The sequence below is a fragment of the Acinetobacter gandensis genome, from assembly GCF_001678755.1.
Lineage (GTDB): Bacteria > Pseudomonadota > Gammaproteobacteria > Pseudomonadales > Moraxellaceae > Acinetobacter > Acinetobacter gandensis.
Window position 1 is genome coordinate 1 of record NZ_LZDS01000027.1, and the last position, 19,894, is coordinate 19,894.

A 19,894-nucleotide genomic window follows, 5' to 3' on the forward strand; every position below is an offset into this window, starting at 1 on the left:
TTAGCATGGATAACTGGGATAGCTTTATAACCGCATTCAAGCCTGACAAGAAACAAATCGGCAAGCAGCATACGGTAGGCATAGAAGGTAATAACTGTCGCCTTAGGCACCGATTGCGACGAGCCGTTCGAAAGACCTGCTGCTTCTCAAAGAAGTTTGATAACCACTTTAAGGTGTTTGATTTGGTATTCTTCTATGTCAATTATGGCTATGTCTGATGCCAGCATACTTTTTAGAACACCACCCAGTTTTTAAGTACAGCGCATTGCATTAATTGAAATATATCTGAACAGCAGCTTCACCTATATTGAAATTTAAGTCGCCATGCAGATCAAAAAATGAATAGTAAAGCCATTTCTACTTTTAATCCTGATTTACCCGTCCATATGACATTTGAAGAATATGATTGGCATCTATTGGCTGAATATTGGTACCCGATTGCACTTGCACGAGATATTACTGAACAGCCTTATGGCACAATGCTCTTAGACATGCCTTTGGTGATTTATAAAATGGGAGATGAAATCATTGTTGCCAAAGATGCCTGTCCGCATCGTGGCGTGCCTCTCAGTTTAGGAAAGAATGATGGTCAAGGTGTTGTGTGTCGTTATCATGGACTGCGCTTTGGTGAAAAAGGTCACTGCAACCGCATTCCTGCCCATCCTGAACATAAAATTTCCCCAAGGTTTAACCTTAAAACTTATGCTGCTGTAGAACGCTATGGTTTAATTTGGTGCTGTCTCACCGCAAGTACAGATGATGAACCAAGTATTCCTGTCATGCCGAATTGGGAGAATACCGAATATCAACAATTGGTTTGTCCTACTATAGATTTTCAATGTTTTGCAGGTCGACAACTCGAAGGCTTCATTGATGTTGCACATTTTGCATGGGTACACCCTGATACCTTTGGCGATCCTGAAAATGTTGAAGTACCCGACTATAAAACCATTGAGACAGTAACAGGTTTTAATGCGGACTATTGGAGTAGTGTTGGACGTTACCCCATTGGTTTAGATCAAAGAGGTCAAGAAGGTTTTCAATGGCTACGTCATTTCGAAATACATCTGCCTTTTACTGCAACACTGACTATTCATTTTCCCAACGATACCAAACAAGTGATTATGAATGCGGCATCACCAATGACCGCCCGCTCTACCCGTCTATTTGCACCTATTTGTCGAAATTATGACAAGGATCTGCCTGTAGAAGATGCTTACGACTTTAACTTAAAAATATTTGAAGAAGATCGCTTAGTATCCGAATCACAAAAGCCTGAATATTTGCCATTAGATTTGAGTATAGAAGCACATTTCCCAGCTGATCGCAGTTCGAGTATGTATCGGAAACTATTACGAAAGAAAGGATTTAGTCCACTGTTTGCTGCATAAGATTAGTAATTAATTGTTTTACATCATCCTAACCCTATCCTAAAAGATAGCGGGGAAAGTACTTTACAAACCTTATTTTCTTTTTAAACCTTTATTATCTTATTCCTAAATTTGTAAGCTTAAATGACTAACGTGATTAGCGACTTGGATGTCGCCGTGGGGCAAAGGTGACATGGATGCACTTTTAGCCTCACAAGGATTTTGCTTACTTTGATCCGTCAAAGTAACAATACGCCTACGCAACAAAAAGTATGCATTAAAGAAGAATTTCGGCTATAACATCAATTAAGTTGCACTTTATTTATAAATCTAAGCTATTCAAAAGCATAAAAAAGGCGCTCAATTGAGCGCCTTTTTTTACACAAGCAACCGATTAGTCAATTGCAGGTGTATAAGTACCGTCAGCGATTGGACCTTTGATACGATCAGCCTCAGCTAGCACAAGTGCAAGTAAGTTCTTCACGTTGTCTAAAGTCGCAACTGGGCTTAAAGTCGTCATCTTCAATGATTGAACTTGACCAACTTTAGTCACACCAATATTCGCTTCACCACGTGCAAACAATTCGTCAGCCACGTTTTGGTTCAATGTGTCGAGTAATTCTGTTGGGTAACCTTCAGGAATTACACGGAACAATACTGAGGCGAATTGTGGATCAACCAACATTTCTAGACCATCAGTTGCATCAATATATGCTGCAACATCACGTGTTAACCCCACACCGTGATCGATCATCGAACCGTAAAGTTCTTCACCCAATGCTTCAACCGTCATCCACAATTTCAACGCATCGAAACGACGAGTTGTTTGTAGCGATTTAGACACAAGGTTTGGTACACCATGCTCTTCATCATAAGCAGAGTTTAAGTACTCAGCTTCATAATGCATGAAACGATAGTTCGCTTCATCTTTAAGAAGGAATGCACCACATGAAATCGTTTGGAAGTAATGCTTATGGAAATCAAGCGTTACAGAGTCAGATAGCTCAATACCATCCAACATTGAACGATAGTCATTTGAAAGAATCAGTGCACCACCCCATGCAGCGTCGATATGCATCCACGCGCCATATTTATTAGTGATTTCACGTACTTCTTTCAATGGATCAATTGCGCCTGCATCGGTTGTACCCGCAGTTGCAACCACACATGCCACAATTTTACCTTCCGCTTGAAGGTGCGCCATGGTTTTCTCAAGTGCGTCCATGTCCATGCGTGCATTTGCATCTACAGGAACAGTCACCACAGATTGGAAACCCATACCCATCATGGCCATGTTCTTTTGCACAGAGAAGTGTGCATTTTCAGAACAGATCACTTTTACGTTACGCATTGCTTCCGCAGGTACGCCATCACGCTGAACAGACCACGGGTTACCGTTTTCGTCTTTCCAGTTTTTAGCAATACATGCATCACGTGCAAGCAAAACACCCATTAAGTTAGACTGCGTACCGCCAGAGGTGAATACACCTGCTTGACCTGCACCATAGCCAACTTTTTGGCGAAGCCAGTCAATAAGCTGAACTTCCATCAATGAACCTGCAGGGCTTTGATCCCATGAGTCCATTGATTGGTTTGTTGCGTTAATCAGCACTTCCGCGATTTGACTTGTCACCATCGTTGGGCAGTGTAAATGCGCTAGAGAATGCGGATGATGCACCTTTAAGCTTTTATTTAAGAAAAGCTCAACCATGCGATCAAGAGACTTTTGTACACCTAAACCTTCTTTAGAAGGATTAAATGCAATAGCAGAGCGAAGCTCTTTAATGCTACCGCCTGTGTACATTTTGTCATTTTGCAACCATGCAGATACAGCTTTTACAGCTGAATCCATTGCCGACTGATAGTCAGCAATGGATTGTGCATCATTGCAGAATAACGCTTTACGATGTTCTGCAAAATCTACCATGTCTTACGCGCCTCGAGTTGCAACTAGTGCTTCAGCAAGAGCTTTCTTGAAGCGAACAATCACTTCTTCACATTCAGCTTGGTTGATGATCAATGGGCAAAGTAAACGAATTACTGTACCGTTACGACCACCTTTCTCTAACAATAATTTGTTATCGAAACATGCTGCTTGGATTGCTGCTGCCAATTGACCATCACCTGGTAATGAACCCATGTGATCCGCTGATTTACGTTCATCAACGATTTCAACACCAATCATCAAACCACGGCCACGTACGTTACCGATACATGGGAATTCTTGCGCTAATTTTTTAATTTCAGCTTGTAAGAAATCACCACGCTCCTGCGCGTTTTTAGCAAGATTTTGTTCTTTAATGGTTTTGATCGTTGCAAGACCCGTACCCATAGCCAATTGGTTACCACGGAAAGTACCCGTATGACCTGCAGGCTGCCAAGCATCAAATTTACGTTTAATACCAAGTACTGCAAGTGGTAAGCTACCACCCACCGCTTTAGACATGACAACAACATCAGGTTCGATACCCGCATGTTCAAAGGCAAACATTTTACCTGAACGTGCAAAGCCCGCTTGAACTTCGTCAAGAATTAACACGATATTGTGCTTTTCAGTCACTTCACGGATTTTTTTCAACCACTTCACAGGTGCAGTTACCACACCGCCTTCACCTTGGATCGCTTCCAAAATGACAGCTGCTGGCTTAGTTACACCGCTTTCTACGTCTTCAATGAAGTTTTCGAAATAATACGTTAATGCATCAACACCCGCTTCACCACCAATGCCTAATGGGCAACGGTATTCATGCGGATACGGCATAAATTGAACACCTGGCATCAAGCCATTCACAGCATTCTTCGCAGACAAGTTACCTGTCATTGCTAAGGAACCGTGCGTCATACCGTGATAGCCACCGGAAAAGCTAATCACAGAACTACGACCTGTATAGGTTTTGGCTAATTTAATTGCTGCTTCTGTACCATCTGCACCAGATGGGCCACAAAACTGTAGACAATATTCAGCTTTACCCCCAGGGAGTTGCTCAAGTAAAGCTTCAGTAAAAGCATCTTTTAAAGGCGTTGTTAAATCCAAAGTATGCAACGGTAAACCGCTTGCAAGTGTGTCTTGGATACTTTGAATGACCGCAGGGTGATTATGGCCTAATGCCAATGTCCCTGCCCCAGCTAAACAATCGAGGTACTCTGTACCTTCAACATCGGTAACCCAGCACCCTAAGGCTTTTGCTATCGCAAGTGGAAGTTTACGTGGATAGCTACGAACATTGGATTCCATTTGACTTTGGCGAGTTAAATAGTATTCGTTAGTAGACTTAGTGGCAGAATTTACTGAAGAAACGCTCATATCGAATTACCATCTCTGATATGGGTTGAAAGAAATAAGTCGGGGGACTTTCGGTCTTTTGACTCGGTGCTTTATGATTTTCTAGTCAGTTTTAAGAGCTCTTTATGTAATGGCTAACTAGACGGCGGATAATACCTAATTTTTTTGAAAAATAAATAGGTATAAGCATCAAAAATGCCAAGAACAGTACAAATAATTGCAATTCAAGTGCATTTCGAATGAATATTCATCTTACAGTGTGACAAAACAAAGAAAACCTCTTTGCTTTATGTTTTATTAGATCTTATACGGATTAATTGTAACCGTTCATAAAATACTAATTTAACCATCTGATTTAAAATAACTTACTAAAATTAGGATTTTTTTAAAAAATGTTCAAATAATTACAATCCAACCACATATATTCCTTTAAACCATCACATTCACATCTTAAGATGGGTAAATTCGCTAAATTAGCAATTTTTAAAGAAGAACAGGTATAACAATGCGTAAAATTATCTTATCGTCTGCCTTATTAGCCTCTTGTTTGAGCCTCCCTGCGCTTACACAGGCTGCAGAAGCATTGAATTACAACATTGTGAATATACAAGCCGATGCAACGCGCCAAGTTTCAAATGATGAAATGCATGCCGTGCTGTATATAGAAAAGTCAAACAAACAGCCCGCTGAGCTCGCTGCACAAATTAATCAGCTGATGAGTCAGGCCGTTAATACTGCTCGAAAATACCCATCGGTAAAAATTGAAACAGGTTCACAAACTACTTATCCTATCTATGACAATGACAGCCGTAAACTTAAAGAATGGCGTGGTCGTGCTGAAGTTCGTTTAGAAAGTACTGACTTTAAAGCTGCTAGCCAGTTAGTCAGTGAGTTACAGCAAAATTTCCAAACTCAGTCCATCAGCTTTAGCGTGTCAGATGCACAGCGAAAAAAAGTAGAAAATGAACTCATGGTTGAAGCCTCTAAAAACTTCCAACAACGCGCGCAAACATTGTCACAAGCGTGGAATAAGTCAGGCTATAACTTGGTGAATATCAATTTAAATACCAGCAATTATGGTGGTCAGCCTGTACCACGTATGGCCATGATGAAAGCTGCAGCAGCTGATGCAATTCCAGAACAGGAAATGGCGGGTGGCGAGTCTAAAATCACTGTAAATGCCAACGGCACCATACAGTTTAAATAATTGAGTGTTCATGCCCTAGCATCAAAAAGCCATCAAATAAGCAGTCGCTTTTGATGGCTTTTTTGCTTTTCAACAAAGCGCTTATTTATTTCGTTAATTTTTACAAGTCCTTGCTATATCTTTAGCCACGAGAGGATTACATTAGCCAACTGTCTTATTCCCCCTTAAGCAACATGTCTATCGAACAACTCAATCTTGACCTTTACTATTTATTAAATGTGCCCGAGCATGCATCAACACTAATGATGACTTTCGCTCAATTTATCGCACATGATCTGATTTACATATTTTTAATTATCTTTGCTTTCGCATGGTTGTTTGGAAAGATTGAAACAAAAACAGCAATTATAAAAGCTGCGCTCTTTACCGCAGTGACACTGTGTATAAGTGAGATTTTATCCGCAATATTGCACACACCTCGCCCCTTTGTAATTGATGTAGGTCAAACTTTAATACAACATGATCCTACAGGCTCTTTTCCCAGTAATCACATGAGTATTTTTAGTGGTATTGCGTTCTCATACTATTTTTCATTAAAACGCGATTTGGGTCGTATACTGATTTGGGTGGCATTGCTTGTAGCATGGTCTCGCGTGTATGTGGGCGTACATTTTCCTATTGATATGTTCGGTGCTTTTTTTATTGCTCTCTTCATAAATTTGGCAGGCTTGCCTATTTGGTGGAAACACCAACATAAGATTATGTATTACATATTGAATATGCATACTTTTCTAATGAAACTATTAATTCGACGGGGATGGATTGAATAAAGCACTTACACTTGAAAATAAACATCCTCATCTTTGAGGATGTTTCTAAAATACGAGATTTATAAATCAGTTTTTTAGAATATCGTAAATCACATAATCATCATTAAACTTTTAAATTTAGATTTAGATAAAACCTTTATACATATGGACATCTATATATTCACATGTAAATATATATGCTAATCCATATGTATAGATAGACATGGAACAGACTGATTTTTTCAAATTACTTTCAGATGAGACTCGTTTGAACATCATCATGCTTTTGGCGTGTAAAGGTGAACTATGCGTATGTGAACTCACCGAATCACTTCAATTAAGCCAACCCAAAATTTCACGCCATCTAGCGCTACTACGCTCATCTGGTGTTTTGAGTGATCAACGTAAAGGCCAATGGGTGTATTACTCGATTCATCCTGCACTGCCTACTTGGTGTACACAAATACTTGATGTCATGCGTCACCAAGAACGATTTAAAGATCTCGATTTAAACTCTCCGAAAGGCACTACCACATTGTGTGAATCACTATGAATTTTCTATTTTTATGTACGGGCAATAGTTGCCGCAGCATTTTGTCCGAAGTCTTATTTAATGTCCGAGCACCAGAAGGTTTTCATGCTTATAGCGCAGGAAGCAAACCTAGTGGACACGTACATCCGCTCACACTCAAAACCCTCAATAACTTAAATTTACCCACCGAAGGTTTATACAGTAAAACGATTGCGGAATGTGAGCAATTCGAACCTGATGTGGTGATTACTGTTTGTGGATCTGCTGCGCAAGAAGCTTGCCCAATTTACTTTGGCTCTGCCATCAAAGCCCACTGGGGCTTAGAAGATCCTTCCCATTTAGAGCTTGCAGATGACATCAAACTTGCAGCTTTTCTTGATACCGTGGCACATATTAACCGCCGTTTAGATGCTTTATTTGCACTCGATTTTAAGCAATTAAGTCGTGAAGAGCTTAACAAAGAAATCCAAAAAATTTCAGAGATTCAATAATGACTGCTGCAAAACTGTCATTTCTAGACCGCAATCTAACGCTATGGATTTTTATCGCAATGGGGCTAGGCATTGGAATTGGTATCTATTTTCCAAGTGCTTCTACAGGCTTAAATCAACTTACTGTAGGCAATGTCAATATCGCCATTGCGATTGGTTTAATTCTGATGATGTATCCACCTTTAGCCAAAGTGGATTACCAAACACTACCTGAAGTTTTTAAAGATAACCGTACATTAACTTTGTCATTACTACAAAATTGGGTCATTGCGCCTTGTTTAATGTTTATTTTGGCAATCGTATTTTTACAGCATTATCCAGAATACATGACCGGCTTGATCTTAATTGGTTTAGCTCGGTGTATTGCGATGGTACTGGTGTGGAATGATCTGGCATGTGGTGACAATCAATATGTTGCGGCCTTGGTTGCATTTAATAGCATTTTCCAAATCCTCTTTTTCAGTAGCTATGCTTGGTTTTTCTTAAGCTATCTTCCACCATTTTTTGGTGTTGAAGCACAAGTTATACAGGTGAGTTTTTGGACCATTACACAAGCTGTTCTGATTTATCTCGGCATCCCATTTTTGCTCGGCTTTCTTACACGATATTTCCTCGTTAAACAAAAAGGAAATACCTGGTATCAAGAAAAATTTATAGCAAAAATTAACCCTTTAAGCCTGATCGCCCTACTATTTACCATTGTCGTGATGTTTAGCCTCAAAGGTGCAGATGTCGTGAGCCTTCCGATGGATGTACTGCGTATTACCATTCCCCTCACGATCTACTTTGTGGTGATGTTTTTCATTAGCTTTTTGATGAGCAAATGGATGGGCAATAATTACGCCAAAACCACTGCCATATCCTTTACCGCAGCAGGTAATAATTTTGAACTTGCCCTCGCTGTTGCCATCGCGACCTTTGGCATTGCATCTCCGATTGCATTTACCACGATTATTGGCCCATTGGTTGAAGTTCCAGTCCTGATTGCATTAGTAAGTGTATCGCTTTGGCTTAAACGAAAACTGTATTCGGAGTCTTAATATGGAATTACCAAATATTAATATCGACTTATTGAAGACACCTCAATTTACGCAGATTCAAGCACAAGAACTGGCGCATCCACCACGTATATTATTGCTCTATGGGTCTAACCGTGAGCGTTCGTTTAGCCGCTTAGCTGTAATGGAAGCGGGTCGAATCTTAGAATATTTTGGTGCTGATGTACGGATTTTTCACCCTAAAGGCCTTCCTTTACCTGAAGATGCTGAGATTACTCACCCTAAAGTTCAAGAATTACATGAATTATTAGCGTGGTCAGAAGGCATGGTATGGTGTTCACCAGAACGTCATGGTGCCATGAGCTCCATTTTGAAAGCACAAATTGATTGGATACCACTTGCGGCTGGCGCTATTCGTGCCACGCAAGGCAAAACACTGGCACTTATGCAAGTTTGCGGTGGTTCGCAGTCCTTCAACGCCGTCAATCAAATGCGAATTTTGGGTCGATGGATGCGGATGATTACAATTCCAAATCAATCTTCAGTCGCGAAAGCTTTTACTGAGTTTGACGAACAAGACCGAATGAAGCCGTCTTCTTACTACAGCCGCATTGTAGATGTAATGGAAGAACTCTATAAATATACGCTGATGACTCGCGGTCAATCCGCTTACCTCACAGACCGCTATTCGGAACGTGTAGAAAGCGCTGAAGAACTCTCTAAACGTGTTAATCAGAGAAATTTATAAATAAAAAAAATCCCGCTCGAAAGCGGGATTTTTTTATGTATGAAAACAATTATAGTATTAGTAAATCGACATATGATTGCGATGGATCATTTCAAGTGATCGGGCTTCCCCTAAAACTTGATGAACTTTATCTGAGGCCAAGCCTTTAACGATTTCTGCCGAACGTGAACTGAAGTTTACACGGCCAACAGCTACACGATGTCCTGCAATATCAACACATTCCACTACATCACCACGTTCAAAATGCCCTTCGACATCTTTCACACCAACAGGCAATAAACTACGGTGATTATCACGTATTGCCTTTACAGCACCATCATCAATCACCAAACGTCCAGCTGTTTGTAAATGTGCAGCTAACCATTGCTGATGTGCAGTCACACGGTCATTATCGGTAATAAATAATGTACCGAGTAATTCACCTGCCATTACACGTGACAGCACATTATCACTATCACCGCTCGCAATCACGGTTGGACAACCTGACTTAGCAGCCAAACGTGCTGCACGAACTTTGGTTAACATGCCACCACGGCCAAATTTACCGCCGCCGCCAGCCATATCAAATAAAGTTTCATCCATTGCACGCACCGTATGAAACAGTTTGGCATCTGGATTTGAGCGTGGGTCTGAGTCAAACATGCCTTCTTGGTCAGTTAAAATCACCAATAAGTCTGCATGTACCTGACCCGCCACCATAGCTGCCAAAGTATCGTTATCACCAAAGCGAATTTCATCTGTCGAAACAGTGTCATTCTCATTGATGACTGGAATGACACGCCAGTCGATCAAGTGTTGCAACGCATCACAAGAGTTCAAATAACGACGACGGTCAGCCAAATCGTCATGGGTTAATAAAACTTGAGCTGTACGAATAGAACGTTGTTCTAAAACGCTTGACCAAGTATGTATTAAACCCATTTGTCCAATGGCTGCGCAAGCCTGAAGACTGGGTAGATCTGTGGGTCGGCTGTCCAGATTCATTCGAACCATACCTTCAGCCACAGCACCAGAAGACACAAGAATGATCTCATGTCCTGCATTGTGTAGTTCTGCAATTTGTCCCGCCCAATGCGAGATTGCATCCAGATCTAAACCTTTTCCGTTTGCTGTGAGTAAAGATGATCCGATTTTAACAACGATTCTTTTACAACCCTTAAGCTGACGCTGCCCATCTACCACTTCTATCATCTTGTCCTCAGACTTTTTTACTTTGACTCTAAAATCAACAATTAACGTACGTAGTACGATTCTGCTTCATCTTCACCATCATCATCTTCATCGTCAAATTCACCTTGACCAGAAAGACGCTGTTGACGACGCAATTCGCGATATGCTTCTTTAGCTGCAATGGTTTGTTCACGTGTTTCAGCTTCAAGTTGATCACGGAATGCTTTCATTTCTGCAGCATACTCAGGATCTTCAACTTCACGTTCACGCTGTTCTTCAATTTGATCCATCAGGTAATAAACAACGTCTTTTGTACCTTCAAACGTTAAACCTGAAGTTTTGAATACTGGACCGTTCCACTCTAACTCTTCAAGAATGTGATCACACCATTCATCACGCGTTTCAGCAGCCAATTGGTCAACTTTGTTAAGCACTAAAACAATTGGTAATTTTGAAAGTGTTGGGGAGAATTTTTTCAACTCTTCCAAAATCGCTTTAGCATTATAAGCAGGGTCTGAACCATCAATCGGTTGAACATCGACGATGTGCAATAAAATACGTGTACGCGCCAAATGTTTCAGGAAGCGAATACCGAGGCCTGCACCTTCTGCTGCACCTTCAATTAGACCTGGGATATCAGCCATAACAAATGAACGGTGACTGTCTGCATCAACCACGCCTAGGTTTGGCACCATTGTGGTAAATGGATAATCTGCAACTTTTGGTTTTGCTGCTGAAACTGCACGGATAAATGTTGATTTACCTGCATTTGGCATGCCTAACAGCCCCACGTCTGCCAGTACTTTTAATTCAAGACGAATTTCACGGTATTCACCTTTTGTGCCGTGTGTACATTTACGTGGAGAACGGTTGGTTGAAGATTTGAAGTGAGTATTACCCAAACCACCTTCACCGCCTGCTGCCACTAACACACGCTGACCGTCAGCCACTAAGTCGCCGATGATATCGCCAGATTCTGTATCTACAATTGTTGTGCCCACTGGAACGAGCAATACGGTATCTTCACCGCCACGGCCTGAGCAGTTCGCACCGCGGCCATTTTTAGCACGTTCTGCACGGAATTTACGTGTATAACGATAATCTACAAGGGTACTTGTGTCGTTGTCGGCTTGTACAAATACATTACCGCCACGCCCACCATCACCACCATCTGGACCACCAAATGGTACGAATTTTTCACGGCGAAAACTGGCTACGCCATTGCCACCGTCGCCAGCCTCTACGGTAATGACTGCTTCATCAACAAAGCGCATGTTTGCCAATCCTCTAAAAACTTTAAAACCGCTTATTCTGCCATATTTTAAAGAATTTCTCGAACAATATTATTCAGCAATACTATAAATTTCATTCATCTTCTTGCTGGTGCAAATTTTTAGCAACATCCACACCTTTTTTGAAAATGTAGGTTTTATGAATAACACAGTGCAGATTAAATAAAGAAGGATTTATTCAAATAACGAAATGTTATTTGCGTGCATTTTCTTTGGCTTCAATAATTTCAGGTAATGTTCTTTCAACCCAAGCAATGAGATGCATTAATTTTTCAGCTGCTTGCGAACCCATAAGTGTCAATTGATATTCCACTTTGGGTGGAACGACCGGATAAACTGTACGTAAGATGAAACCATCCTGCTCTAACATTTTTAAGGTTTGCGCCAACATCTTCTCGCTCACGCCTTCAATGCGCTGTTTTAACTCGCTAAAACGATGCACCCCTTCAGTTAAACAACGCAGTACTAATACAGACCATTTATTGGTCAGATGTTCAAGAATTTCACGTGAAGGACACTCCGTGGATAAAACTTGACCAAGCAATTTACTTGTAGCATAGGTATTCATTAATTCTTTCCTTCAAGTCACTAACTTACTTTTTGGTACGTACTTACATTTAGTAAGTTAACAGATTAAGATTCAACCATCAAGTTCAATTATTCATCAAACAGAGGGTTTGAAAATGAAAATCGCAATTACAGGTGCTACAGGACAACTCGGTCAACTCGTTATTCAATTTTTACTTAAAGAGACTGCTGCACAAAATATTGTTACGCTAGTACGTGATGAAGCTAAAGCTGTATCATTCAAGCAACAAGGTATTGAAGTGCGTCATTTTAATTATGATGCGCCAGAAACTTTAGTTCCTGCCTTACAAGGCATAGACAAGTTACTTTTGATTTCTGCTAATGAAATTGGCCGCCGTACGCCACAGCATAAAGCTGTCATTGATGCTGCTGTAGCAGCAAACGTACCATATATTGCTTATACAAGCCTTTTACGTGCAGATACTTCACCACTAGGTTTATCAGAAGAACATCGTGAAACTGAAAGTCTTATTAAAGCCAGTGGTCTAAACTATACCTTCTTACGTAACAACTGGTATGTCGAAAACTATCTTGCTGCCGTTGCACATGTTGCCGAAACGGGTGTGCTCTATGGTGCTGCACAAAATGGACGCATTAGTGCCGCGACCCGCGCTGACTATGCAGAAGCTGCTGCAAAAGTTTTAAATAGCATAGGTCATGAGCAAAAGACTTATGAATTGGCTAGCTCAAGTAGTTTCACTTTGGCAGATCTTGCTGAAGCAATTCAATCTGAATCAGGCAATACAGTACAGTATCAAAACTTAGCACCTGAAGACTATCGCCAAGGCCTGTTACAAGCCGGTCTGCCAGCAGGCCTGGTTGACGTGATTGTTGATGCCGATGTTCATACTGTGAAGGGTGCTATGTACAGTGATCGCCAAGATTTAGAGCAATTATTGGGACATCCATCTACATCCCTTCAAGCTGCTGTAAAAAAGGCTTTGAACAAATAAAATTGTCATATTGAAATAAAAAGCCCGATTCCATGATCGGGCTTTTTTGAATTGAACAAATGATTTTTATGGATGCAGATTCTTTAAAGGTAAATCCATAGCCATTTTTAAATTGGCTTTGGTATTTCGTTCCGAGTTATACATCGTAGCGTTAAAGCTCGCGATTTTACGCATAGTCATTGGGTCATTTAGATTAAGCTGTGGAGCAAACTGATGTACCACATGTAAATTTACGCTTTCATTAAACTCAAAAAAAACAGGCCCATTAAAATTAATTCGAATCGGAATGTTATAAGTTCGTTTTAAGTGAAATGGGACATCCAGTTTTATTGGTATATCCATTTTTAGCGGAAACTTCGGCACAAGTTTATTTTTAATAACTAAATCTGTGGTCGCCTCTAATGGCATTGTCTGATTAATTTGAATATTGGTCAGATAATCAATATTCACCGAAATAGGAACATCTACACTAAATTGTAAATCCGCTAAATATTTACCTTTTAGCGGAAGCTGCAGCTTACGATCTAAAGCGATTTTGGTATCCAAAGTACCAATCGATTGTGTTTGTAAATAATTCCCTACCGAAATTTTAGTCGGTAACGAATGAGAGAGTTGAATATCCGCGTTATCGGCCTGCACTTGCATAGATGCATGTATATTTAAATATAGCCAAAATGAAACGGCGACCAATACAACCACAGCAAAAAAACTCAACAGCAAACGCTTTGTCGATTGAAATATCCACATAGGCTATTCCTGCTTAGACTGCGCAGCAGCTTTTTGTTCACGGTTTAAACGCATGGTTTTCAACGGAATGACCAATTCGCCTTTTTGAATTTTTACTGGCAGCGTGTTTTTTACATCAACGGTTGCCTTAAGCGCTGTCTTAATCGGGACATTTAACTTCCCTTCAATTGGGATATTGGTTTTTAAATTAGCATTTAAAGGAATGTGTAGATTTTCCTTAAGTACAGTTTTGACCGGTGCATCGAATTTTAAATGTACTTTTTGCTCAAGTGGAACATCTATGTTGACTGGAATATCTAACTGAATCGGAATATCACCTTTCAATGGCAAAGTGATGTTTTGTCCCATAACTTTGACTTTTACTTGGGTGTCTACTGGCAAATTTTGATTGACTTTTAACGTCTCGCGTACAGGAATTGTGGTTTTAATCGGGACTTGATTATCAAAATAGACACGTGGTGTCAGAGTTTGCGTCAACGGAATATTCAAATTTTCATGAATTGGTATTTCGGCATTTACCCGCCCAGTCACATCAACATCTAAGGCGTCATGAATCTTCACTTCAGCTTGTAAAGGTTCTTGTAGATCAATATTGACGTTTTGGTTTTCGAGCGGAATGTAAATATTAAAATGTTTAAACACCCATATCGCGATGAACAAGCCGATGAGTGCAGCAAACACTATAAATGCCAATCCACTGAGCATGTGTTTCACTTGCAAACTAAAGTCCTTTTTACTTTTATTGTTTTACAGCTCTATCTTTACTGAATAATACGATTGGGTTTGCAATTTTTTGTAGTTATTTTTTTATTAATTTCATTAACTTACTACACATAAAGTATTAATGGCTTTTGATTTTAAGTGACAATGACTTTTTTTGCAGTGGCATAAATCACAGAATACCCTGTCAATTTTGATCAATTAAATCCGACTTCTTTAAAATATTGCATAAAAAAAGAGCCTCAAATGAGGCCCTTTTTTACAGCGTGAACTAATTAAGCATTAGTTTCAGCAGGAACTTTTGGATAGCTTACGCCGCCCATTTGTTCAGCAATACGCAATACTTGGCAGCTATAACCTACTTCGTTATCGTACCAAACATAAGCAGTTAAACGGTTGCCTGAAGTGATTGTTGCTTGCGCATCAAATACACCTGCAGTGCGTGAACCGATAAAGTCAGATGACACAACTTCAGTCGAGTTTGTATAACCAATTTGACCTTGAAGGTTAGAGTTGATCGAAATTTGACGAATATATTCATTCACTTCTTCACGATCAACGTCTTGACCCAATGTTAGGTTCAAAATAGCAAGTGACACGTTTGGTGTAGGTACACGTACAGAGTTACCTGTCAATTTACCTTGAAGCGCTGGAAGTGCTTTAGCAACCGCTTTAGCAGCACCAGTTTCAGTAATTACCATGTTTAGAGTCGCAGCACGACCACGACGATCCGCTTTATGGTAGTTGTCGATTAAGTTTTGGTCGTTTGTGAACGAGTGAACTGTTTCAACGTGACCATTGATCACTGTGTATTTATCGTTTAACACTTTAAGTGTTGGAGTGATCGCGTTTGTTGTACAGCTTGCAGCAGAGATGATTGTATCTTCATCAAGGATATCTGCTTGGTTTACGCCGTAAACAACGTTCTTCATATCACCTTTACCAGGTGCAGTAAGAATTACACGTGCAGCGCCTGGGCATTTAAGGTGTTGAGCAAGACCTTCTGAATCACGCCATTTACCAGTGTTATCAATCACAAGTGCATTGTTAATACCGTAAGCAGTGTAATCAACTTCAGATGGGTTAGAAGCGTAAATTACTTTAATGAAGTTACCGTTTGCAATGATTGCTTCGTTTTCTTCATCTACAGAAATCGTACCTGCGAATGGACCATGAATAGAGTCACGGCGTAACAAAGACGCACGTTTTTCTAAATCGCCATCAGAAGATTTACGTACAACGATAGCTTTAAGGTTAAGACCACGGCCTAAACCTGATTGACCAATCATTAAACGTGCAAGGATACGACCGATACGACCGAAACCGTAAAGAACAACGTCTTTGTGTTCTACAGCAGCAGCGCTACCTTGTAATGATTTAACAGCATCTGCAACAAATGCATCGATGTCGCCGCCTTGTGCTTTGTAAGCTTCTGCAAGTTTACCAAGATCAATTTCAGCAGTACCAATGTTTTCAACTTTAGATAAAGCTTCAAGAATTGGGAAAGTGTTTACAACAGAAAGTTCAACGTCTAATACGCGAGTACGACGGTGTGCTTTTAGAATTTGGATAACAGAACGGTTAATTAAAGAGCGACCGTACACTGTTGCTACGATGTTTTTTTCACGATATAACTGACCCACTAGGGCAATCATACGTTCCGCAAGTTCTTCACGGTTTTTCCAGCGACCTTGGTGCTCTGCATGTAGGGCAACGATAGTGTCTTTGCTCACAGATACGTCCTCTAATTAATTGTAAATCTAGGCTAAATTTCAAAACCCCATAATTGTAATGGAATTCGTTAAATTAATGAATCCAAAAGCACTGCTCTGCTCGGCTATTTTCTTATATATTCACTATAAATTTTTAAAATAGTTGTAATTATTTTCATGATTTTATGACTGAAAGTTTAAAAACTGGTTTTTTGATGTTTTTTGTCACAAATTTCTAAATGTAGCTTTATCAGACAATACGTCTATATTTTATAAACAACTGCCTGCCACAATCGAATAAATTCAAGCCATAGTCCGAACTTTAAAATGGTTATTTTGATCCAAAGCACGTCATTTTATAGATTCATTTTTATTGTCTACATCGACTGACTCTCTAAATTGTTCAATATCAAATTCGAAGTAACTATTTGGCAGTTGAATTATATGTGGTAGAGCACTTAATCCATTGTCACCCGCACAACAAGCGTAGTGACGCATATGATGAATGGATCGAGTAGATGATTCATGTCTTAAATTTTCAAAATTAAGTGCGATGCACTGCTGCGCATGATCACGAATCATCTGCACAGCATGCATAAAAATTTTGCGTTTTAACTGTTGTTCTGCTTTTGCTCGTTCCAAGTCGTTTGACTCATATTCCCCCATTTGGGTTCGTCGACGAGACAACGTGACATGTGTCCCAGAGTGTGGACTGAAATCTTCCTGTGTCACTTTAATTTGTTCATGTTCTGCAAGTTGTGCTGTAAGCATAGTTTTCAACTGAGTTAGCAGGTACAGACTCATTTCATGATGATCTTCCCAACTATCTTCATTATGCGGAGCAAAGATAAATGCGCGCCTTTTTTCAAGTAATTGCTTGAAGCCCTGCATTTTATCTGCAAATTTGGCGAATTCATTATCATTGACCAATTCAGGCTGTATGCGCAACATCTCAATGCTCATCAAGAGTGGCGCAAGTATTTGCATCGTTCTAAAATAAATAAAGTCAAAATGATTTGAGTCATCAACTTCATATTTCAATAATCGATGGAGTGGGCTTAAAATTTTTAATGTGAATATTTCTTCAAATCGCTCGATTGCTAAAGCAATGTTTTTGGTTGAATCAAGCTGCAATATCGGAAGTAATTTATCATCACTAATCTGTTGAAATTGATCCATCAAACTTTGAATATCGATGGGTACATGTGCTTGTGCACCGGCTAAAAGCATGACCTGATTTTTAAAATGTTCAATAAACTCGTTTTCAACCGAACTTCGAATATCTAAAGCCAAGCCATTTAATAAAGGAAAATCTGAAAATTCGGATTGTTCTGTTTCTAAAAAACGTCGTGCTGAAAATGTAAGCTCCGTCTGAGCACACGGCGCAACAATAAAATAATCACTCGGCGTTTGAAGGACATAAAAATGTCGACTTTGCTGCTCTCGCGCTAAAAAATATTTAAAAATTGGATGTGCGATGTCCTGTGCTTTTAAAGATGTTTGAAATCCATCTGCTAAAAGTTGCTGCTTTAAGTAAACTTCAACAATAAAGCGCTTCACTTGATGAGCACTTAATTGACGTATATCTTCAGGAGGAGTTAATGCCAAACTCCGAATAATTTGTGCTGCATTAAAAATATAAGTTCGATGCAATAATATTTTTTCAAGTTGATGCTCAAAATCATCTTCAACATCAATAGACTGAATTAATTCCAGATCTGCTTCTAATTGCTTTGCAATACTTACGCTATCTGTTTGTTGCATCAGTAAATTAAGTTGTTCACCCAGATGCTGTGCAATAGAGCGCATGTTTTCATCATTTAGCAGTTTGAGTAACATACCCAAGTTCATTGGATTGCTTAAAGTAAATTTATGATTTTGCGCGTTCCATACAATGCCTTTTCGAGCCAAATCGTTTTGTGCCACTTGCTGACACTGATCAAGATCCAGTTGAGCAAAAATTTGGGTTAATACGGTTTGCCAGTGCTCATCCAAATGTGGTTCGAGTTGTAAAAGCTGAATGCGTAATGAATATGGAATACCAACGAATTGCATGTCCTATCCTTGGTCTAATGACAAAATGTCGGCTATTTAGGTTTATTTTTATATAAAACAAATATTAATAAGATATTGCAGGTTATTCAACATCATTCATCTTGAATATATCACCAAATAATACGGTTCTTATTAGTACCTTAGATTAGCATTTAAACGACAAATTCACTAAAAACTACGATTCATTTTTTCAACTTAAATTAGTATTGAGATAGAGTTTTTTATATTTTTATTGAAAATATAAGATTTTTTTAGAGAAAGATTTACACTATCAAATGTATATATCATTGATCTTAGTCCATACGTTTTTTGAGCTTTTCCACATTATTCGCTAACGCCTGTTCCTTTCGCTTTTGCTTGATTAAATGTAGAGCACCTTCAATCACCAATAACAGTACCGCCCCCCAAATAGGGATATAGGTTAACCATTCTTCGGCTTCTACGCGTTCACCTAAGGCAATCGATGCAAATGCCAACAAAACTGGCTCTAAATAGCTCAATAAACCAAAGATAACAAAAGGCAAGTAACGGCTCGCAAGCATATAACTTCCTAGGCCTAATGCGCTTAAAAACCCTAGTCCAATAACGGCCAAAATCAGGTGTGGAAAAACAGCCATTAATTCAAAGGTATTGCTATGAATGAAGCCTAAGTAAAATGCGACAGGCAAAATAAGGCAGAGATCCCACCAAAAACCGCCAAGGTGATCCGTTTTAAACGTGCGTCTTAAGAAGAAATAAATAGGATATGCCACAGCCACATAGACGGTTTCCCATGCAATGCTGCCTATACGCCAAATTTCATGCCCCACACCCAATACCGCTAAAACCACAGCTGCCATTTGCCAGGCCGATAATTTTTCTTTGTAAAGAACACATCCGACTAAAACCATGACCAAAGGCAATAAGAAATAGCCAAGTGATACTTCTAAGCCCCGTCCATTAATCGGCCCCCACAAAAACAACCAAAGCTGCGTGGTGCATAAAAATGAGCTCATCAATAACCACAGTAAAAAAATTGGCTGTTTGATGGTTCGCCAAAAAATCTCACTGACTTTTTTTAAGTCCCCCATCCACCACATAAAAAGTGTTAGAAATGGCAAGGTTGCTAACATTCGCCACGCGAAGGTTTGCTCACTATCCATAGGCTTTAAAAAAAGCGTATAGAAATACAAAACACCAAAAGTAACAGATGCCAACACAGACAAAGCAACGCCTTTATACATCTATTACCTCTAGAATACGGGGATCAATCATTTGGATTTCGCTTGAAACTTCAAGC

The 19,894-nt window shown here is 39.6% G+C and carries 19 protein-coding genes; 9 read left to right on the forward strand and 10 right to left on the reverse strand.

The genetic code is table 11. The annotated features are described in order from the left end of the window. Together A9J31_RS11290 and A9J31_RS11295 are read left to right on the forward strand one after the other, a co-directional pair. On the forward strand, positions 1-218 hold a 218-nt coding region (locus A9J31_RS11290; protein WP_162270491.1), incomplete at its 5' end, for an IS1 family transposase. Between the two features lie 120 nt (positions 219-338). After that, on the forward strand, positions 339-1,391 hold the full coding sequence (locus A9J31_RS11295) for a Rieske 2Fe-2S domain-containing protein (RefSeq protein WP_067765776.1): 1,053 nt from the start codon (positions 339-341) through the stop codon (positions 1,389-1,391). A 373-nt stretch (positions 1,392-1,764) separates the two neighbouring features. On the opposite strand, the gene A9J31_RS11300 is transcribed toward A9J31_RS11295, so the two are convergent. Then, on the reverse strand, positions 1,765-3,297 hold the full coding sequence (locus tag A9J31_RS11300; RefSeq protein WP_067765779.1) for a pyridoxal phosphate-dependent decarboxylase family protein: 1,533 nt from the start codon (positions 3,295-3,297) through the stop codon (positions 1,765-1,767). 3 nt (positions 3,298-3,300) lie between these two features. Then, complete coding sequence (locus A9J31_RS11305) at positions 3,301-4,674, reverse strand: diaminobutyrate--2-oxoglutarate transaminase (RefSeq protein ID WP_067765782.1); 1,374 nt, start codon at positions 4,672-4,674, stop codon at positions 3,301-3,303. A 484-nt stretch (positions 4,675-5,158) separates the two neighbouring features. On the opposite strand from A9J31_RS11305, the gene A9J31_RS11310 reads away from it, so the two are divergent. The 6 genes from A9J31_RS11310 to arsH all read left to right on the forward strand — a co-directional run bounded on the left by A9J31_RS11310 (position 5,159) and on the right by arsH (position 9,378). After that, positions 5,159-5,860 (forward strand): SIMPL domain-containing protein, encoded by a 702-nt coding sequence (locus A9J31_RS11310; protein WP_067765785.1) that lies wholly within the window; start codon positions 5,159-5,161, stop codon positions 5,858-5,860. A 173-nt stretch (positions 5,861-6,033) separates the two neighbouring features. Further along, positions 6,034-6,630 carry an undecaprenyl-diphosphatase gene (locus tag A9J31_RS11315; RefSeq protein WP_067765788.1) on the forward strand — a complete coding sequence of 199 codons (597 nt, stop codon included), beginning with the start codon at positions 6,034-6,036 and terminating at the stop codon, positions 6,628-6,630. Positions 6,631-6,832: 202 nt separating this feature from the next. Continuing rightward, entirely contained in the window at positions 6,833-7,162 is a 330-nt protein-coding gene (locus tag A9J31_RS11320; RefSeq protein ID WP_067765791.1) for a metalloregulator ArsR/SmtB family transcription factor, read from the forward strand. Continuing rightward, positions 7,159-7,632: an arsenate reductase ArsC gene (locus A9J31_RS11325; protein ID WP_067765794.1), complete on the forward strand. Its 474-nt coding sequence runs from the start codon at positions 7,159-7,161 to the stop codon at positions 7,630-7,632. Before A9J31_RS11320 ends, A9J31_RS11325 begins: the two co-directional genes overlap by 4 nt. Further along, complete coding sequence (gene arsB, locus A9J31_RS11330) at positions 7,632-8,672, forward strand: ACR3 family arsenite efflux transporter (protein ID WP_067765798.1); 1,041 nt, start codon at positions 7,632-7,634, stop codon at positions 8,670-8,672. The genes A9J31_RS11325 and arsB overlap by 1 nt, the downstream gene beginning before the upstream one ends. Position 8,673: 1 nt before the next feature. Beyond that, a complete protein-coding gene (gene arsH, locus A9J31_RS11335) occupies positions 8,674-9,378 on the forward strand; it encodes an arsenical resistance protein ArsH (RefSeq protein WP_067765801.1) in 705 nt (234 codons plus the stop codon). A gap of 57 nt (positions 9,379-9,435) precedes the next feature. Here the strand turns inward: arsH and proB are convergent, their stop codons facing one another. The 3 genes from proB to A9J31_RS11350 all read right to left on the reverse strand — a co-directional run bounded on the left by proB (position 9,436) and on the right by A9J31_RS11350 (position 12,408). Next, positions 9,436-10,569 (reverse strand): glutamate 5-kinase, encoded by a 1,134-nt coding sequence (proB, locus tag A9J31_RS11340; protein WP_067765804.1) that lies wholly within the window; start codon positions 10,567-10,569, stop codon positions 9,436-9,438. A 41-nt stretch (positions 10,570-10,610) separates the two neighbouring features. After that, positions 10,611-11,822, reverse strand: a complete 1,212-nt coding sequence (cgtA, locus tag A9J31_RS11345; RefSeq protein WP_067765807.1) for an Obg family GTPase CgtA — start codon at positions 11,820-11,822, stop codon at positions 10,611-10,613. Positions 11,823-12,033: 211 nt separating this feature from the next. After that, on the reverse strand, positions 12,034-12,408 hold the full coding sequence (locus A9J31_RS11350; protein ID WP_067765810.1) for a winged helix-turn-helix transcriptional regulator: 375 nt from the start codon (positions 12,406-12,408) through the stop codon (positions 12,034-12,036). A 115-nt stretch (positions 12,409-12,523) separates the two neighbouring features. Between A9J31_RS11350 and A9J31_RS11355 the strand changes: the two genes are divergently transcribed. Next, positions 12,524-13,381 carry an SDR family oxidoreductase gene (locus A9J31_RS11355; RefSeq protein WP_067765813.1) on the forward strand — a complete coding sequence of 286 codons (858 nt, stop codon included), beginning with the start codon at positions 12,524-12,526 and terminating at the stop codon, positions 13,379-13,381. Positions 13,382-13,447: 66 nt separating this feature from the next. Here the strand turns inward: A9J31_RS11355 and A9J31_RS11360 are convergent, their stop codons facing one another. From A9J31_RS11360 to rarD, 5 genes are all read right to left on the reverse strand, one after another. Beyond that, on the reverse strand, positions 13,448-14,128 hold the full coding sequence (locus A9J31_RS11360; protein ID WP_067765816.1) for a hypothetical protein: 681 nt from the start codon (positions 14,126-14,128) through the stop codon (positions 13,448-13,450). A gap of 3 nt (positions 14,129-14,131) precedes the next feature. Further along, positions 14,132-14,848: an MFS transporter gene (locus A9J31_RS11365; protein WP_067765819.1), complete on the reverse strand. Its 717-nt coding sequence runs from the start codon at positions 14,846-14,848 to the stop codon at positions 14,132-14,134. Between the two features lie 275 nt (positions 14,849-15,123). Further along, positions 15,124-16,581, reverse strand: a complete 1,458-nt coding sequence (locus A9J31_RS11370) for a glyceraldehyde-3-phosphate dehydrogenase (RefSeq protein WP_067765822.1) — start codon at positions 16,579-16,581, stop codon at positions 15,124-15,126. Positions 16,582-16,911: 330 nt separating this feature from the next. Further along, positions 16,912-18,615, reverse strand: coding sequence for a hypothetical protein (locus A9J31_RS11375; protein WP_067765824.1), 1,704 nt, complete (start codon positions 18,613-18,615; stop codon positions 16,912-16,914). Positions 18,616-18,908: 293 nt separating this feature from the next. Next, entirely contained in the window at positions 18,909-19,838 is a 930-nt protein-coding gene (gene rarD, locus A9J31_RS11380; protein WP_067765827.1) for an EamA family transporter RarD, read from the reverse strand. Between the last annotated feature and the right edge of the window lie 56 nt (positions 19,839-19,894).

Bases quoted from the DNA above. Each gene is read 5' to 3' on its own strand.
- A9J31_RS11315 (WP_067765788.1), top strand. From the start codon at position 6,034: ATGTCTATCGAACAACTCAATCTTGACCTTTACTATTTATTAAATGTG.
- A9J31_RS11310 (WP_067765785.1), top strand. From the start codon at position 5,159: ATGCGTAAAATTATCTTATCGTCTGCCTTATTAGCCTCTTGTTTGAGC.
- A9J31_RS11320 (WP_067765791.1), top strand. From the start codon at position 6,833: ATGGAACAGACTGATTTTTTCAAATTACTTTCAGATGAGACTCGTTTG.
- A9J31_RS11305 (WP_067765782.1), bottom strand. From the start codon at position 4,674: ATGAGCGTTTCTTCAGTAAATTCTGCCACTAAGTCTACTAACGAATAC.
- A9J31_RS11325 (WP_067765794.1), top strand. From the start codon at position 7,159: ATGAATTTTCTATTTTTATGTACGGGCAATAGTTGCCGCAGCATTTTG.
- A9J31_RS11360 (WP_067765816.1), bottom strand. From the start codon at position 14,128: ATGTGGATATTTCAATCGACAAAGCGTTTGCTGTTGAGTTTTTTTGCT.
- A9J31_RS11300 (WP_067765779.1), bottom strand. From the start codon at position 3,297: ATGGTAGATTTTGCAGAACATCGTAAAGCGTTATTCTGCAATGATGCA.
- cgtA (WP_067765807.1), bottom strand. From the start codon at position 11,822: ATGCGCTTTGTTGATGAAGCAGTCATTACCGTAGAGGCTGGCGACGGT.
- A9J31_RS11295 (WP_067765776.1), top strand. From the start codon at position 339: ATGAATAGTAAAGCCATTTCTACTTTTAATCCTGATTTACCCGTCCAT.
- A9J31_RS11375 (WP_067765824.1), bottom strand. From the start codon at position 18,615: ATGCAATTCGTTGGTATTCCATATTCATTACGCATTCAGCTTTTACAA.
- arsB (WP_067765798.1), top strand. From the start codon at position 7,632: ATGACTGCTGCAAAACTGTCATTTCTAGACCGCAATCTAACGCTATGG.
- A9J31_RS11350 (WP_067765810.1), bottom strand. From the start codon at position 12,408: ATGAATACCTATGCTACAAGTAAATTGCTTGGTCAAGTTTTATCCACG.
- proB (WP_067765804.1), bottom strand. From the start codon at position 10,569: ATGATAGAAGTGGTAGATGGGCAGCGTCAGCTTAAGGGTTGTAAAAGA.
- rarD (WP_067765827.1), bottom strand. From the start codon at position 19,838: ATGTATAAAGGCGTTGCTTTGTCTGTGTTGGCATCTGTTACTTTTGGT.
- A9J31_RS11355 (WP_067765813.1), top strand. From the start codon at position 12,524: ATGAAAATCGCAATTACAGGTGCTACAGGACAACTCGGTCAACTCGTT.
- arsH (WP_067765801.1), top strand. From the start codon at position 8,674: ATGGAATTACCAAATATTAATATCGACTTATTGAAGACACCTCAATTT.